Annotated in this window: 13 protein-coding genes; 10 read left to right on the forward strand and 3 right to left on the reverse strand. The window is 44.9% G+C overall.

Going from position 1 to position 14,651, the window contains the following annotated elements:
* Nucleotides 1–23 precede the first annotated feature (23 nt).
* Nucleotides 24–527, reverse strand: a complete 504-nt coding sequence (gene def / locus LIN78_RS10165) for a peptide deformylase (protein ID WP_227180689.1) — start codon at nt 525–527, stop codon at nt 24–26.
* A 179-nt stretch (nt 528–706) separates the two neighbouring features.
* Between def and LIN78_RS10170 the strand changes: the two genes are divergently transcribed.
* From LIN78_RS10170 to LIN78_RS10185, 4 genes are all read left to right on the forward strand, one after another.
* Nucleotides 707–1,753 (forward strand): LysM peptidoglycan-binding domain-containing protein, encoded by a 1,047-nt coding sequence (locus tag LIN78_RS10170; protein ID WP_227180690.1) that lies wholly within the window; start codon nt 707–709, stop codon nt 1,751–1,753.
* Nucleotides 1,750–2,823: a DNA-processing protein DprA gene (gene dprA, locus LIN78_RS10175; protein WP_227180691.1), complete on the forward strand. Its 1,074-nt coding sequence runs from the start codon at nt 1,750–1,752 to the stop codon at nt 2,821–2,823. The genes LIN78_RS10170 and dprA overlap by 4 nt, the downstream gene beginning before the upstream one ends.
* A 171-nt stretch (nt 2,824–2,994) precedes the next feature.
* The gene (topA, locus tag LIN78_RS10180; RefSeq protein WP_227180692.1) at nt 2,995–5,286 is read left to right on the forward strand and encodes a type I DNA topoisomerase; all 2,292 of its coding nucleotides are present in this window, start codon (nt 2,995–2,997) and stop codon (nt 5,284–5,286) included.
* A gap of 3 nt (nt 5,287–5,289) precedes the next feature.
* On the forward strand, nt 5,290–5,790 hold the full coding sequence (locus LIN78_RS10185) for a hypothetical protein (protein ID WP_227180693.1): 501 nt from the start codon (nt 5,290–5,292) through the stop codon (nt 5,788–5,790).
* A gap of 127 nt (nt 5,791–5,917) precedes the next feature.
* Here LIN78_RS10185 and LIN78_RS10190 read toward each other — a convergent pair whose 3' ends face one another.
* Nucleotides 5,918–6,373 carry a hypothetical protein gene (locus LIN78_RS10190; protein ID WP_227180694.1) on the reverse strand — a complete coding sequence of 152 codons (456 nt, stop codon included), beginning with the start codon at nt 6,371–6,373 and terminating at the stop codon, nt 5,918–5,920.
* A 399-nt stretch (nt 6,374–6,772) separates the two neighbouring features.
* Here LIN78_RS10190 and LIN78_RS10195 point away from each other — a divergent pair, with 399 nt between their 5' ends.
* Complete coding sequence (locus LIN78_RS10195) at nt 6,773–7,600, forward strand: class II glutamine amidotransferase (RefSeq protein WP_227180695.1); 828 nt, start codon at nt 6,773–6,775, stop codon at nt 7,598–7,600.
* Nucleotides 7,601–7,622: 22 nt separating this feature from the next.
* Here the strand turns inward: LIN78_RS10195 and LIN78_RS10200 are convergent, their stop codons facing one another.
* A complete protein-coding gene (locus LIN78_RS10200) occupies nt 7,623–8,234 on the reverse strand; it encodes a VC0807 family protein (protein WP_227180696.1) in 612 nt (203 codons plus the stop codon).
* Nucleotides 8,235–8,381: 147 nt separating this feature from the next.
* Between LIN78_RS10200 and LIN78_RS10205 the strand changes: the two genes are divergently transcribed.
* The 5 genes from LIN78_RS10205 (at nt 8,382) to LIN78_RS10225 (ending at nt 14,644) form a co-directional block, all read left to right on the forward strand.
* Nucleotides 8,382–9,815 carry an aminotransferase-like domain-containing protein gene (locus LIN78_RS10205; protein ID WP_227180697.1) on the forward strand — a complete coding sequence of 478 codons (1,434 nt, stop codon included), beginning with the start codon at nt 8,382–8,384 and terminating at the stop codon, nt 9,813–9,815.
* Between the two features lie 258 nt (nt 9,816–10,073).
* Nucleotides 10,074–11,510 (forward strand): sensor domain-containing diguanylate cyclase, encoded by a 1,437-nt coding sequence (locus tag LIN78_RS18345; protein ID WP_227180698.1) that lies wholly within the window; start codon nt 10,074–10,076, stop codon nt 11,508–11,510.
* Between the two features lie 90 nt (nt 11,511–11,600).
* Nucleotides 11,601–11,801 carry a hemin uptake protein HemP gene (gene hemP, locus LIN78_RS10215; protein ID WP_227180699.1) on the forward strand — a complete coding sequence of 67 codons (201 nt, stop codon included), beginning with the start codon at nt 11,601–11,603 and terminating at the stop codon, nt 11,799–11,801.
* Nucleotides 11,802–11,867: 66 nt separating this feature from the next.
* Nucleotides 11,868–14,060 carry a TonB-dependent hemoglobin/transferrin/lactoferrin family receptor gene (locus LIN78_RS10220; protein WP_227180700.1) on the forward strand — a complete coding sequence of 731 codons (2,193 nt, stop codon included), beginning with the start codon at nt 11,868–11,870 and terminating at the stop codon, nt 14,058–14,060.
* A gap of 14 nt (nt 14,061–14,074) precedes the next feature.
* Complete coding sequence (locus tag LIN78_RS10225; protein ID WP_227180701.1) at nt 14,075–14,644, forward strand: HugZ family pyridoxamine 5'-phosphate oxidase; 570 nt, start codon at nt 14,075–14,077, stop codon at nt 14,642–14,644.
* Nucleotides 14,645–14,651 lie beyond the last annotated feature (7 nt).

The raw sequence follows: 14,651 nt of genomic DNA on the forward strand, positions 1-14,651 counted from the left end.
CTAAATGAGTTAGTAGCAAGCGATTACAGATTTTTTTGCTGCTGTTTCTTCAGTTTCTTTAAGATGCGATCCTGCTTTAGACGAGATAAATGTTCGACAAACACTTTGCCGTCTAAGTGATCGATTTCATGTTGAATGCAAATCGACAAAATTTCGTCCGCATCGATATGAAAGGTTTTACCGTTTTTATCTAATGCTTCCACTTTTACTGTGTCAGCCCTAGTGACTTTATCGTAGATTCCGGGCACCGAAAGGCAGCCTTCTTCATATACCCGCTCACCGGTTTTCGCCGTCAGTTTCGGGTTGATAAACACCATGGGGGCAGAGTGATCTTCACTCACATCAATCACCACAATGCGCTGATGAATGTTGACTTGCGTTGCAGCTAAGCCAATCCCATTGGCTTCGTACATCGTCTCTAACATGTCATCAATAATTTTTCGGATCTCATCGTTTACCTCTTTGACAGGTGCTGCCACGGTATGTAAACGTTCATCTGGATAGTGAAGAATATTCAGTAAGGCCATGTTTTTTGTCCATTTAAGGCATTTAAGCTTGGGCAAATGTTGCCTAAGGCGCAAAATGCATGCAGTATTATGCTATTTATCTGACATAATTAGATAAATTTTGATTTCTGCTATTGTACAGTTGCTGCAGTCACATACAAAATAGGCAATCCATTTTAAACCGTTTTTCGGGGCACCCCATGCGGAAGTTACTTGTTTCTTTGTTCATGTCAGTCAGTATTGCCGGTGTTCATGCCGATGATCTGACATTGAAAAATGGCTACCCTCAGACTTACACAGTCAAAAAGGGCGACACGCTATGGGCGATTTCAGGCAAGTTTCTTAAACAGCCTTGGCGCTGGCCTGAATTATGGAACCTCAACAAAAGTGATATTAAAAATCCACACTGGATTTACCCAGGCGATTTAATCACGCTAGATTTTGTGAATGGGAAACCTCGCTTGTCTCGGTCACGCGGGGCAAAAATGAGTGGTGGCATTGTTAAGCTTAGCCCGCAAGTACGGGTTGAGGGCATGGATAAAGATGCAATCCCTGCGATTCCATCGTCTGTCATCGACCCATTCCTGACCCAACCGAAGGTAATTGAAGAAGACGAACTAAAAGACTCTCCTCGCGTCGCAGGTGGTGCAGAAGGTCGTTTAAGCTATGGTCAATTTGATTACATTTATGCAACAGGCCTTGCAAATGCAAAAGAGGGCTCTATCTGGCAAATTTACCGCCAAGGTAAAGAGATGGAAAACCCAGACGAAGATGCAGAAGATAGCGACTTGGGTTTTGAAGCCATCTATGCCGCTGATGCACGCTTAGATGTTCCTGGTGAAGTTAGCAAATTAACGATTGTGAAAGCAGAACGAGAAGTTAGCCAGAGCGATCGCTTAACCCCTGCACCGCAAGCCGAACTACGTAACTATGTTCCTCATCCTGTTGAGCCAGGCTTCAGTGCCCGCGTAGTAAAAACCTATGCGGACATGGCAGAAGGTGCACAGTACTATATGGTCGTTATCAATAAAGGTACGTCTTCAGGCATGGAAGTTGGTCACGTGATGAAGGTCTTCAATGCGGGAAGAAAAATCCTGAAAGAAGACAAAAAAGAACCTGATTTGCTAACCCTTCCTGAAGAAGCGGGTACCTTGATGGTCTTTAAAACGTTTGAAAAGATTTCATACGCTTTAGTCATGGAGTCTTCTCGCCCAATTAAAGATGGTGATATTTTAGGCGCACCATGACAGAACAAGAAGCATGGCTTCGATTAACGCTGACGCCGGGCCTAGGTCCGGCGTATTTATTGGCACTATTGAAAGCCTTTAAAGACCCTGCTATTGCAGTCGATCAAACCGAATCAACCCTATCAGCTGTTGTTCCCAAAAAAGTTGCAAAAGCAATTGTAGAACGGCAAGGCACGGACAAGGTGGATGCGCATCTGGCATGGCTGAGTGAACCCAATAATTCACTCATGACGTTAGCAGATGCAGACTACCCGCCCCTACTTCTCGAAAGCCCTGCTCCGCCACCGCTATTATTTATCAAGGGCAACCGCGCTTTGCTCAACCAAACGGCAATTGGTATTGTCGGTAGCCGCCACGCGACCTCTTCTGGAATTGATAATGCAAGGCATTTTTCAGAGGCGTTATCTCAGCAAAAGGTAACGGTGATTAGTGGGCTAGCTGCAGGCATTGATACCGCCGCACACGAAGGTGGTTTGTTAGGCCGTGGTAGTACTGTGGCGGTTGTAGGTACCGGTTTAGACCGGGTGTATCCGGCACAAAATAGAGAGTTAGCACATCGCATCGCTGCTAACGGCGCGATTGTTTCTGAGTACCCTTTAGGCAGCCAACCGCTTGCAGGCCACTTTCCACAGCGAAACCGAATTATCGCCGGACTATCAAAAGGCTGTTTGGTGGTAGAAGCCACACTGGGCAGTGGATCACTCATTACCGCCAAAGAAGCACTCGAACAGGGTAGAGATGTCTTTGCGATTCCGGGGTCGATTCATGCGCCGCAAAGTAAAGGTTGCCACTATTTAATTAAGTCAGGTGCGAAATTAGTCGACGACGTCAATGACATTTTGTCAGAACTAGCTATTGATCTTCGCCCCGCAGCAAAAACCTTCACTTCGCCAGACTCGCTAACGCAACCAAGCTTCCCTGAGGGACTAACGTTTGACCCGGTAGACTTAGATGGGCTTAGCTTAAAAAGTCAGCTACCGATTGCAGAATTAATGCCTCTTTTATTGCAACTTGAGCTAGAAGGTTGGGTCGAAAGCTTGCCTGGTGGTCGCTATCGGCGGCGAAAATAGCCTTTCAGAGACATTTTTTGTGCGCTGCCGCGATAAGGGCATTGTGAAAATTTATGTAATACCGTTACACTGAAAAAAAGAGCGTGCTCAAAGCACGTGCACAAATTAGGGAAAGTGGCTCATCATGAGGGCCACATCAAGTGCGGCTAGATCGAAAGACGACGGATAAACATGGCAGCTAATCTGCTGATTGTAGAATCGCCGGCAAAGGCGAAGACCATCAAGAAATATCTTGGTAATGAGTTTGAAGTATTGGCATCTTACGGCCATGTGCGTGGATTGGTACGCAAAGATGGCTCCGTAGATGTTGATAATGACTTCGCGATGAAATACCAAGTCATTGCCAAAAATAGCAAGCACGTTGACGCCATTGCAAAGGCGGTCAAAGAGGCTGATAACATTTTTCTGGCAACTGACCCGGACCGCGAAGGGGAAGCGATTTCTTGGCACATCCTAGAAATCTTAAAAGGCAAACGTCTTACGGTTAACAAACAGATTAAACGCGTGGTTTTCCACGAGATTACCCAGACGGCGATTAAAGATGCAGTAGCGCATCCGCGAGATATTGCGTTTGATCTAGTCAATGCACAGCAAGCCCGATCTGCGCTAGATTACCTAGTGGGTTTTAACCTTTCTCCATTACTGTGGAGAAAGATTCGCCAAGGTCTGTCTGCCGGTCGTGTTCAGAGCCCTGCGCTTCGCCTGATTTGCGAACGTGAGAATGAGATTCGTGCATTTGAAAGCCAAGAATATTGGTCTGTTCATCTAGATAGCCACAAAGGTCGTACCAAGTTTTCCGCCAAGCTATTTCAACTAGCAGGTAAGAAGCTTGATCAGTTTGATATTAATAGTGCGGCAATTAATGAAGAAGTACTGGCAAAACTAGCTAACCAGTCAGCTGTTGTTACGCAAGTAGAGAAAAAGCGCAAAAGCCGCTCTCCTGCCGCGCCATTTACAACATCTACCATGCTTCAAGAAGCGGGTCGTAAATTAGGCCTAACAGCCGATAGAACGACGCGTGCCGCACAGCAACTTTACGAAGGTATCGACATTGGTCAAGGGCCAGTTGGTTTGATTACCTATATGCGTACGGACTCGGTCACGCTATCGAACGAAGCGGTTGAGGAAATTCGCCATTATATTGGTAAGAATTTTGACGCAGAGAGCTTGCCGAAAGCACCGGTACAGTACAAGAGTAAAGCAAAAAATGCGCAAGAGGCGCACGAGGCAATTCGACCAACTTCCGTTTTCCGAACTCCTGAAGCGGTAAAAGGGTTCTTATCTCCAGACCAGTTCAAACTGTATGAAATGATCTGGAAACGTACCATTTCCAGCCAGATGGCACCTGCTAAATTTGATGTCACCAGCGTTGATATTGAAGTAGGTGCAGGTAATTTATTCCGCGCATCTGGTCAGATTCTAGCATTTGCAGGCTTTATGTCTGTGTACCTAGAAGATGAAGATGACGCAGAAGACGAAGACAATGCAAAGTTGCCACCGCTAGAACAAGGTGATCAACTGCCAATCGACAAACTATATGGGGATCAGCACTTTACCCAACCACCTCCACGCTTTACTGAAGCGAGCTTGATTAAAGCGCTTGAAGAGTTTGGTATTGGCCGCCCATCGACTTACCCAAGCATTATCACGACGCTAAAAGATCGTGAATACGTATTGGTTGATAAAAAGCGCCTCACCCCTACTGATACCGGTGAAGTGGTGAATAAATTTCTCACCGAACATTTCACACAGTATGTGGACTATAACTTCACCGCGAAGTTAGAAGACAAACTCGATGAAATTTCGAATGGTGACCGCGACTGGGTTCCTGTAATGCAGGAATTCTGGAAGGGTTTCCACAAACAGGTTGAAGAAAAGAAAAACCTGACTCGTGCGGAAGTAACGCATGAGGCATTGGACGAAAATTGTCCGAAATGTGGCAAACAACTCTCGATTCGTTTTGGTAAGCGCGGCAGATTTGTTGGCTGTTCTGCGTACCCAGAGTGTGACTACACCAGAAGCTTGAATGCTGACCCAAATGAAGTGCCAGAAGATCCGGTGGAAGTAGAGGGCAGAGAGTGTCCGAAATGCGGAGGCCCACTTGTACTCAAGTCGGGGCAGTATGGAAAATTCTTGGGTTGTAAGAACTATCCAACGTGTAAGCATATCGAACCATTAGAGAAGCCAAAAGACACCGGGGTAACTTGCCCTGAATGTAACAAAGGCACGTTGATTGAACGTAAGAGCCGCTACGGCAAATTGTTCTATAGCTGCAACACTTACCCTGCGTGTAAATACGCAACGTGGAATCCGCCAATAGCAGAAAGCTGCCCGCAGTGTAACTGGCCTGTATTGACGATTAAAACCACGAAACGTCGCGGTACGGAAAAAGTGTGCCCACAGAAAGAATGTGGTTACGCTGAAGTGATTGAGCCGCCAGAGGGTAAAGAACCGAAAGGATAATGAATGAAAAAGCACTGGTTGCTAGTAATGACTTGTTTAGTGGGGAGTAGTGCGATGGCTGCGAAACCCGTTTTAAATGATCCTTGCTTTCAATCGGTGTTTGATAAGACATTATCTGGCTATCACTGGCGCGTATATGAATGCGTGCCTAGTGATAGCAGCGCAGACCCTTCGACTTACTACAAAACCCGCTTAAGCACGCCACAAGGGCCGAAAATAGACAGCCCGGTATTCACAGCACAACCTCAATTAGAAACGCAGTACAAACTCGTTAAACCAGACGTTTTACTACTAGACTTTATTGATGAGCGAAATGGCGAAGCTCTTCTTTTGCGCCCACTAATCAAAACGCCCAACTTGTCGATTGCTAGATTTCGTTATTTAACCGGTGATGAAGAATCACTGATTGTTCGACAAGACAACGCTTTTCTGACCTTCCTCCCTGCAAAAAACCGGATGCGAATTGAATTAAAACCGGATGGACATTTGTCGTTAATCAGATAAAGAATTATCAATTTATTTTTCATCCGCACGCATTATATTTTATAATAATATGCCATTGTAAAATAGCTACCATTTATGCAATCAATTACCCCCCACCTTATTACATAGACTGTTATTAAATCAAAAGCTACCAGTCCTTTGTCAAGTCACACAACCTCTTAAACTGTTCTGGAAAACGAAGTTTGACATCACCATATTGTGGTGCTGCGGTCCAAGGTTTTGCAGTCCCTTCTTTATATTTTTTCCATGCCCATTTGTCTACACCATCAACTGCATCACTATACGTCTGCTTTTGGCAATTGATGTAGTAGTTATATACAGGCGTTCCTGTAGTTGGCTCATCAGCACCCCCTTCATTAAACGGATATTCCGCCACACTAGGAGAGCCATAGTAAGAAATTACGACATAACTTGCCTTAACCACATGCCTACCAATTGCTTCAACTCCAACTAGCACTGCTTGATCAGACCCACCCGATCCTGCATTAATGGTTACACCCTTAGGCAGCAAATCAGGAGTCAATTGAACAGCTCGCGCCATATTCGAAAAAACTAAAAATAAAACAAATACAAAAACTCTCATATCATGCCTCATAAGAAAATATAACTTTAATATACAATCACAATATAGCTAATTAGCCTTCAATTTACTTTCAAAAAATACTATCCGTAATAAATAAAAGACAAAAACATGTTGCCGAACCATTTTTAATGGTTATCAATATACACTTTTTTTTCAACGGCCCGCTTGCCCCATCATTACTATTTCAGATGATGAGATTATATCTAAATATTTAAATAGCATTAACGATTGCAATTAGCAATTGGTTATTTATGCTAGGCTAGCATTGGCATATATTTAGTCTTGGTCTTCTGGTAAGATGTTAGGCACTAGGAGAAGTCTAGAAAAGGTAAAATAGGCTATTTCCCCCTCTAAATACCTTTGTCTTGCAATATCCCAGACTGTATTAAAGGACTAGAAATGTGCCAGTTACTCGGAATGAACTGTAATGTACCAACGGATATCGCTTTTTCTTTCCGTGGGTTTCGCCAGCGCGCAGGGGTAACTGATCAGCATAGCGATGGATTTGGTATTGGCTTTTTTGAAGAAGCAGGTTGTCGCTTATTTTTAGACTATCAGGCGGCAAGTGAGTCTCCTATTGCTCGCATTATCGACCATTACCCAATCAAATCGATTAATGTAATTGCCCACATTCGTAAAGCAACACAGGGGGTGGTTTCTTTAGCGAATTGCCATCCATTTCAGCGCGAAATGTGGGGGCAATATTGGTTATTTGCCCACAATGGGGACTTAAAGTCTCTACCGCCAGAACTGGGTAAAGGCCATTTTTATCAGCCTGTAGGTAGCACCGATAGCGAACAAGCCTTTTGCTATTTACTTGAAAAGTTACGAAGCAAACATGAAAAAATGCCATCTTCAGAGGTGTTGTTTGCTGAATTAAAAGAAATCACGTCTACATTGGCTGAATTTGGTGTGTTTAACTTTATCTTGTCAAACGGCAAATTTATGTTCGCACATTGCAGCACGAACTTAAGTTATATTGTCCGTAAAGCACCATTTACCACCGCCCATCTATTAGACGAAGATGTCACCTTCGACTTTAGTACCGTGACGACCCCAACGGATAGAGTTGCCGTGATTGCGACACTTCCGCTGACCGATAATGAAACATGGACAAAGTTTGAACCCGACCAGCTCATTATGTTTATTGATGGTGAACCGGTATTAGAGCAAAACTGCCCTCATTCTCGGCCTAGTAAGGCAACAACAAACACCTGTAGCAGCTAAGCTAGGTAGTTTGCGCTGTCCATTATCGACCCACCTGTTTTCTCAGGTGTTTACGGTAGAGTAAGGTCCATGCGGCTAACCCGCCCATGACGACGTAAAAAATGACAGGAGATACGATTAACACGGTCTCTAACGGTAAAGTAAACGCTAGACAAACGCGTAAAACACATTCAAAAACCATTGCAGACCCCCAGACGAGGGTTAATGTTCGCATCGCAACGTTAGCATTTGTGCTCTCCATTTGCTGCTCAAACCGTTTGGCAGTAGCCTCCCCTTCTCTTGCGACCATTGCCTTGGCTAAGTAATAAAGCGCCGGTCTTTTTAGCAATAATGTTGCCAGCGCAACCACGCCTAACGCACCGGTGATAAACGACTCTCGGACCAAAATTAATCGAGGACTACCGCCGAGCCACATGGCGCCGATTGATAACACAATACCAAGTAATGAAACGCCAGAGATGATATCCATTCGGCGATGCCAGATGAGCTCAACCAAACTCCACACCAAGGGCGGAAGCGCAGACCAAAGGAGCGCCGCCGTTTCGCTAAAGCCTCTATCATGTAATTGGTCATAGATTAACCATGGCAATAGGATGCTAATGATTAAATCCAATAACCAGACTTTCTTGCTCATGTTATGCTGCTCAGTTGTTATTCAATTGTAGTATTTAACGCATCAATAGCGTTTTCGTTCACCCATCGTTTAATTGTCTCATATAGCGACAATGACGTTTGCAGTTAACCGATAGACTTCACCGCTAGGAATATCTGTACCTTCATCATGTCAAAACTCCACCGTTACATGGAAATTTCTGAACGTTTGAGTCGTGAGATTCAATCGGGCATTTTACCTGCGGGGGAAAAGGCCCCGTCGTTGCGTGAAATTACCAAACAGTTTGGAGTCAGTCTGGGAACGGCGCTACAAGCCTATGAGCATTTAGAGAAGCTTGGCTTGCTCCGTAGCGAGCCCAAACGTGGTTTTTTTGTGAATCGAATCAATCCACCGAGGCTTCCTGAAAAGACGGTACCAATAGCCATTCAACCTGCCGATGTAAAATCGTTACCGCTAGTCGATGAAGTGCTTCAGCCAACGATTGGGGAAACCGAATTTTCGTTTGCAACGGCAGAACTAGATGTAATTTGGCAACCCGTTCAAGGCTTAGAGAAGGCGTTGCGGGCTGTCGTTAGGGATGAAATGGCGAGCCTTGGGCAGTATATTTCTAGCCCCGGGCACCCTGCACTACGGCAACAAATTGCCCTCCGCAGTTTTGAATGGGGGGGTAATTTACATGCGGATGAGGTACTGATTACGAATGGCGCAACCGATGCGCTCTATTTGTCACTACGGGCGTGCACGCAACCGGGCGACATCGTGGCGACGGAATCTCCTGCCTATTTTGGATTGTTGCAGTTATTGCAAAATCTTCAACTGCAAGTGATTGAAATCCCAACGGATAGTCAGACAGGGATTGACCTAGCCGCGTTAGAAGAGGCGTGCCATGCCTTCCCTGTTAAAGCGGTTGTTGTATCTGCTTCTTTTCAGAACCCATTTGGCTTCTCGATGCCAGATTCACACAAGGCTCAATTAATTACCTTAGCTAACAAACGCGATTTTGCGATTATTGAAGATGATGTTTATGGTGATTTGTTTTTCTCGAATGCTCGGCCTAAGCCAATAAAAGCATTTGATGACAAGGATCGGGTAATTTATTGCAATTCATTTTCTAAAACGGCGGTGCCGGGTTATCGGCTTGGCTGGTGTGCGACCAATCGCTATTTACCACGCATTAAACAGTTACAAATTGAACAAAATATTGCGGTTTCTTCCTTGCCACAATTGGTGATGCATCGCTTTTTACAACAAGGCGATTACAGCAAGCATCTGCTGCAATTGAGAGAGCGCTTACAACGGCAATTACCAGAGATTATTGAGACGTTACAACAACACATGCCACCGGGTACGCGCGTTAGCCGGCCAGATGGTGGGTTTGTACTTTGGCTAGAGTTGCCGGGGCATATTTCGGCGCTAGATGTGTATGTAGAAGCCAAGCAATTGGGAATATTAGTCACACCTGGTGATTTATTCTTTAGCCAGTCACCGAAGCGTAATTGCTTGCGTTTAAGCTGTGGATCGCCATTTAGTCTAGAAATGAAAACAGCAATGATGAAACTCAGTGAGATTTGTCAAAGTTTACAGTACGCAGGGACTTCATAATACGAAGTATCGTCAAGAAGAGAGTCATGGTAACAGGCGACGTTCGCCAACGTTCCAAGCGTATGAATCACTCGGTGTGCCCGTTACCACTTGCAATAGAATATTGTTTTAAATACCACAAAAACAGTAACAGTTTGTAAGAATGAACTAGAACAGATGGTATTTATAGTAATTATCAATTACTTTGATGAAGCAATTTGACGCTTACCGTCAATGACCATTAGCCTATACCTGCCATACTTTGTTTGAGACTTACTCGTGCCGCAGTTTATTCATAAATATCGCTTAGCATTAATTGTTAGTTTACTGCTGCTAGCTGGGTTTGCACTCCGCACATTTTTTGTTTATCAAAACTCTCGTCACCAAATTCGCGAAAGTATTATCGAGCAAGGCTTACCGCTCACTGGCGATACGATTTACTCCGAAATCAATAAAGATATTTTACGTCCTATCTTTATTTCTTCACTGATGGCACACGATACGTTCTTAAAGGACTGGATCATCAATGGAGAGGGGGACGTGACACAAATAAACCGTTATTTAAAAGAAGTAAAAGATAAATACGGAACAGTGAGTAGCTTTTTTATTTCAGAAAAGACCCGCCGCTATTATTACGGCAATGGCGTGTTAAAAACCATTAGTGAGAAGGATCATCACGATGTTTGGTATTTCAGAGCACGTGCGATGAAAACCGACTACGTGGTAGATGTGGACTCTGACGAAGCTAATCGTGGGCGGTTAACGGTCTTTATTAACCACAGAGTGGTCGATAGTAACGGCAAGTTTTTGGGGATTACCGGCGTTGGTCTTACGATTGATAAGATCGCTTCTTTTGTTCATGAATATGAAAAGCGCTTTAATCGCCATATTTACTTTGCGGATAAGCAGGGAAATTTAGTTCTGACCGGGGTTGGGCAACAACTCAAAAATATTTCAGGTCTTAGCAACTATGTTGGTACGATTTTATCCGCCGATAAAATGCGTGCACCACTCCGATTAGAATACGTAAAAAATCAGCACAATATGCTGTTAAACGTTCGCTACATTCCTGATTTGAGTTGGTACTTACTGGTTGAACAAGATGAAACGGAAGCATTAGCAGGATTAAATCGCGACCTTGTTTTGCAAATGGCCACCAGCACGCCGGTGCTCCTACTCATTTTAGCCATCATCATTATTACGATTCAGAAGAACCAGAACCAATTAAATCATCTGGTTTCTACCGATGCGTTAACGGGATGTTTAAACCGTCACGCTTTCTTAGCGCGCATTCCTGCTTGGAAAAAACGTTTTCAACGAACATCGAAAGCGCCGCAAGTACTGTTAGTTGACCTTGATCACTTTAAAAATATAAATGATCAGTTTGGCCACTTAGAAGGGGATGCAGTGTTAAAGCACATCGCCCACTTGTTGCAAGAAGAAGCACACACGAATGAAATGGTGGTGCGCTGGGGTGGTGAAGAGTTTTTATTATTCCTTCAACGCCCAGATCAAGTGGAAGCAACAGCAGAAAGATTGCGTAAACGGATTGCCAGCCAAGAAATTCGCTTGGGTAGCCACCCCTTAAAAATCACAGCCAGTATTGGCGCAACAGAATGGCAAGCAGGTGAATCACTCGATCATGTAGTGGCTAGAGCAGATATTGCGCTATACGAAGCCAAACATGGCGGACGTGATCAAGTCTGCGTTCGCTAGATTAGACATGCCTTTTCCTTACAAAATTTAACTGCAAAAAAGTATTTATTTATACTTGATAATGATAATTATTATCATTACAATAATCGCATGAATACTTATCACCCTTCTATCGATGAGCTTGCAGCATCGGTTTCTCGTGCAAAAAACAATGGCGTAGAACAGCGCCACCCCGCGCCTGTGTCTAGTACGCAATTGCTTGGCAAAGATGGCGTATTAGAAATATTGCATGATGGCCAGTTATATCTGCTAAGGAAAACCTCGACAGGTAAGCTCATTTTAACTAAGTAATTTTTAACACACTATTCGCACAAGCCAGCCGCCGCCAGCCAGTGCTACCTGCAAAGGAAAGCAAGCATGCCAACGATGACCCGTTTGGCGATGGCACTAAGCATGGCTTGGGGAATATTGCCCGCCTATAGCGCTGATCAGCCAACTCCATCTGAAGATGAAACCGTTTTACTCAAAGAAGTGACGGTTACTGCGACACGTACCGCACGAAAAGTAGATAACGTCCCGAATACCGTCAGTGTCATTACCAAAGCACAGATCGATGAAAAAGGTGCGCAGAATGTAAAAGACATGCTCGAAGATGAGCTAGATGTGTCTGTGCGCAGTGCGCCAACCCGCTTTACTGCGGCGGGTGCATCAACAGGACGGGCAGGTAACGAGAGCGTCAATATCCGCGGGTTAGAAGGCAACCAAGTGCTGATGATGGTGGATGGGGTTCGTTTACCGAATAGTTTCTCTTTTGGATCGATGGCGACATCTAGAGCGGATTTTATCGATATTGAAGGGTTAAAAGCCGTAGAAGTATTGCGTGGCCCGACTTCTACCCAATTTGGTAGCGATGGATTAGCAGGCGCGGTTAGCTTTAGAACGTTAGACCCAAGTGATGTACTGAAGAAAGATCAAACACTTGGTGGTTATATCAAGACAAGTTACGCCAGCATTGATCAATCGCTAAGCACAACAGCGGCGGTTGCCGGCCAAAATGAAGATTGGCAAGGTTTACTAGTGACCAATTATCGTAAAGGTCATGAAACCGAGAATATGGGCAGCGATAATAGCCAAAACAGTAACCGCACAGCAGCAAACCCGGTGGACTATGATAGCCAGTATGTGCTTGGGAAACTGAAGTATCGCGTCAATGCAGCCAACCAATTAGGTATTGCGTTTGAAGATCTAAAACGCGATCAAGAGACTGAAGTGTACTCTGCCCGTGCGGTCACAGCGAGTGCGTCAACTAGCGTGATTGATACCGATGCGACCGACCACACTAAGCGTCAACGCGTTTCGATCGAACATCAATTTAGTGATGTGAATGCCCCTTGGTTCCAAAAAGCGGAAACCAAACTGTATTGGCAAAAAGCAGAAGTGAATCAATTCACTACCGAAGATCGCTATACGGCAGCAGATCGCACGAGAGATAACCATTACAAGCAAGATGTTGTCGGGATTTCTAGCTTATTTGAAAGCAATTTAAGTGGTGCCGTTAACCAGCGCTTAACCTATGGTTTTGATTGGAGCCAATCGAACCTGTCTAGTTTACGTGATGGAACCGTGGCGCCGGCTGGTGAAACCTTCCCAAGCAAACCCTTTCCAGATACAAAATACACCCTAGCAGGTGCCTTTATTCAAGATGAAATTGAATTAGGTAAGCTAAGCATTATCCCTGGCTTACGATTTGATTCGTACCAGCTAACCCCTTCATCCTCTGGCTATACCGGTACTATTGTTAATTTATCTGATCAAGCGGTAACGCCAAGACTAGGGCTTATTTGGAAACTCGACCCAGCCTTCTCGCCTTATTTGCAAGTCGCCAAAGGCTTTAAAGCGCCGACACCAGACCAAGTGAATACCTCGTTTAGCAATCCGACCTATGGCTATACCAGTGTCGGTAACGCCAATCTAAAAGCGGAACGCGTCAATAGCATTGAGCTGGGTTTACGCGGTAAGACAGATCAATTCCGTTATTCGGTGTCCGCCTTTGATAACCGCTACAAAGACTTTATTAGTCAGCAAGTAGTAAGCGGTTCTGGTACGTCGGCAGACCCGAGTGTTTATCAGTACATCAACCTAGCCAATGCCCACATTCGCGGCCTAGAAGCACGCACTGAATGGAATCTCACTGATAAATGGTCGATGAATGCTGGCTTTGCCTATGCCAAAGGCGACAGTACAAGCGGAAGCACCACCACCCCACTCGATAGCATTAATCCACTAAAAGTGGTTTGGGGTATTGGTTACGATGCCGGCACGTATGGTGGTAAAGCAACCATCACACATAGCAAAGCGAAGAAGGCGAATGAAGTAGGTTCCGTAAATGGAAGCGCCCAATTTACCACGCCCGCTTACACCATTATGGACCTTTCCCTCTACTGGAAGCCAAGCAAACAACTAACCTTCAATGCCAACTTAAACAACGTGTTTAACAAGAAATACTGGCGTTGGTCGGATGCTAGGGGCTTAACCGCGAATAGTAGCGTCATTGATGCGTATACCGCTGCCGGACGTAATTTTGTCGTCACGATGAAGTATGACTTCTAAGTTAGGAGGGAAAGATGGGATCGATTCTAGATTTAGCCGTTTTTAAAAAAGAGTGCGATGCGTTTCCGTCGCAGTTTGCTAGCCTGCAGCTCGCCACCGTCAGCGCTTCTGGTGAGCCAGAGGCAAGCTATGCACCTTTCGTTGAGAAGGATGGAAGATACTACATTTTTGTGAGTGAACTGGCGGCACATACCCACAATCTGCGTCATCACCCGCAATGCAGTGCGCTATTTATTGAAGACGAAACCAGCGCCAGCCATGTGTTTGGCAGAAAACGGCTGACGCTTTCTTGCGAAGTGACCCATTGTCCGAGAGACGAAGCAAAATTTGACGTCGTACTCAATGCATTTGAAGAAAAGTTTGGCCGCTTTATCGAAGTACTTCGAAAACTAGCGGATTTTCATCTGTATGAATTACAACCGGTTCGCGGTGCATTTGTGGCCGGATTTGCCAAGGCCTTTGTACTAGAAGGCAATGGACTTTCTGAGTTCCGTCATCGCAATGAAGTGGGACACCAAACCACTGGCAAAGCACATCAGTCTGAAATGGACGCACTCGCTGCGCCCAATAGAACTGCGCACTAGGAGTAAG

The sequence above is a fragment of the Leeia speluncae genome (assembly GCF_020564625.1).
GTDB lineage: Bacteria > Pseudomonadota > Gammaproteobacteria > Burkholderiales > Leeiaceae > Leeia > Leeia speluncae.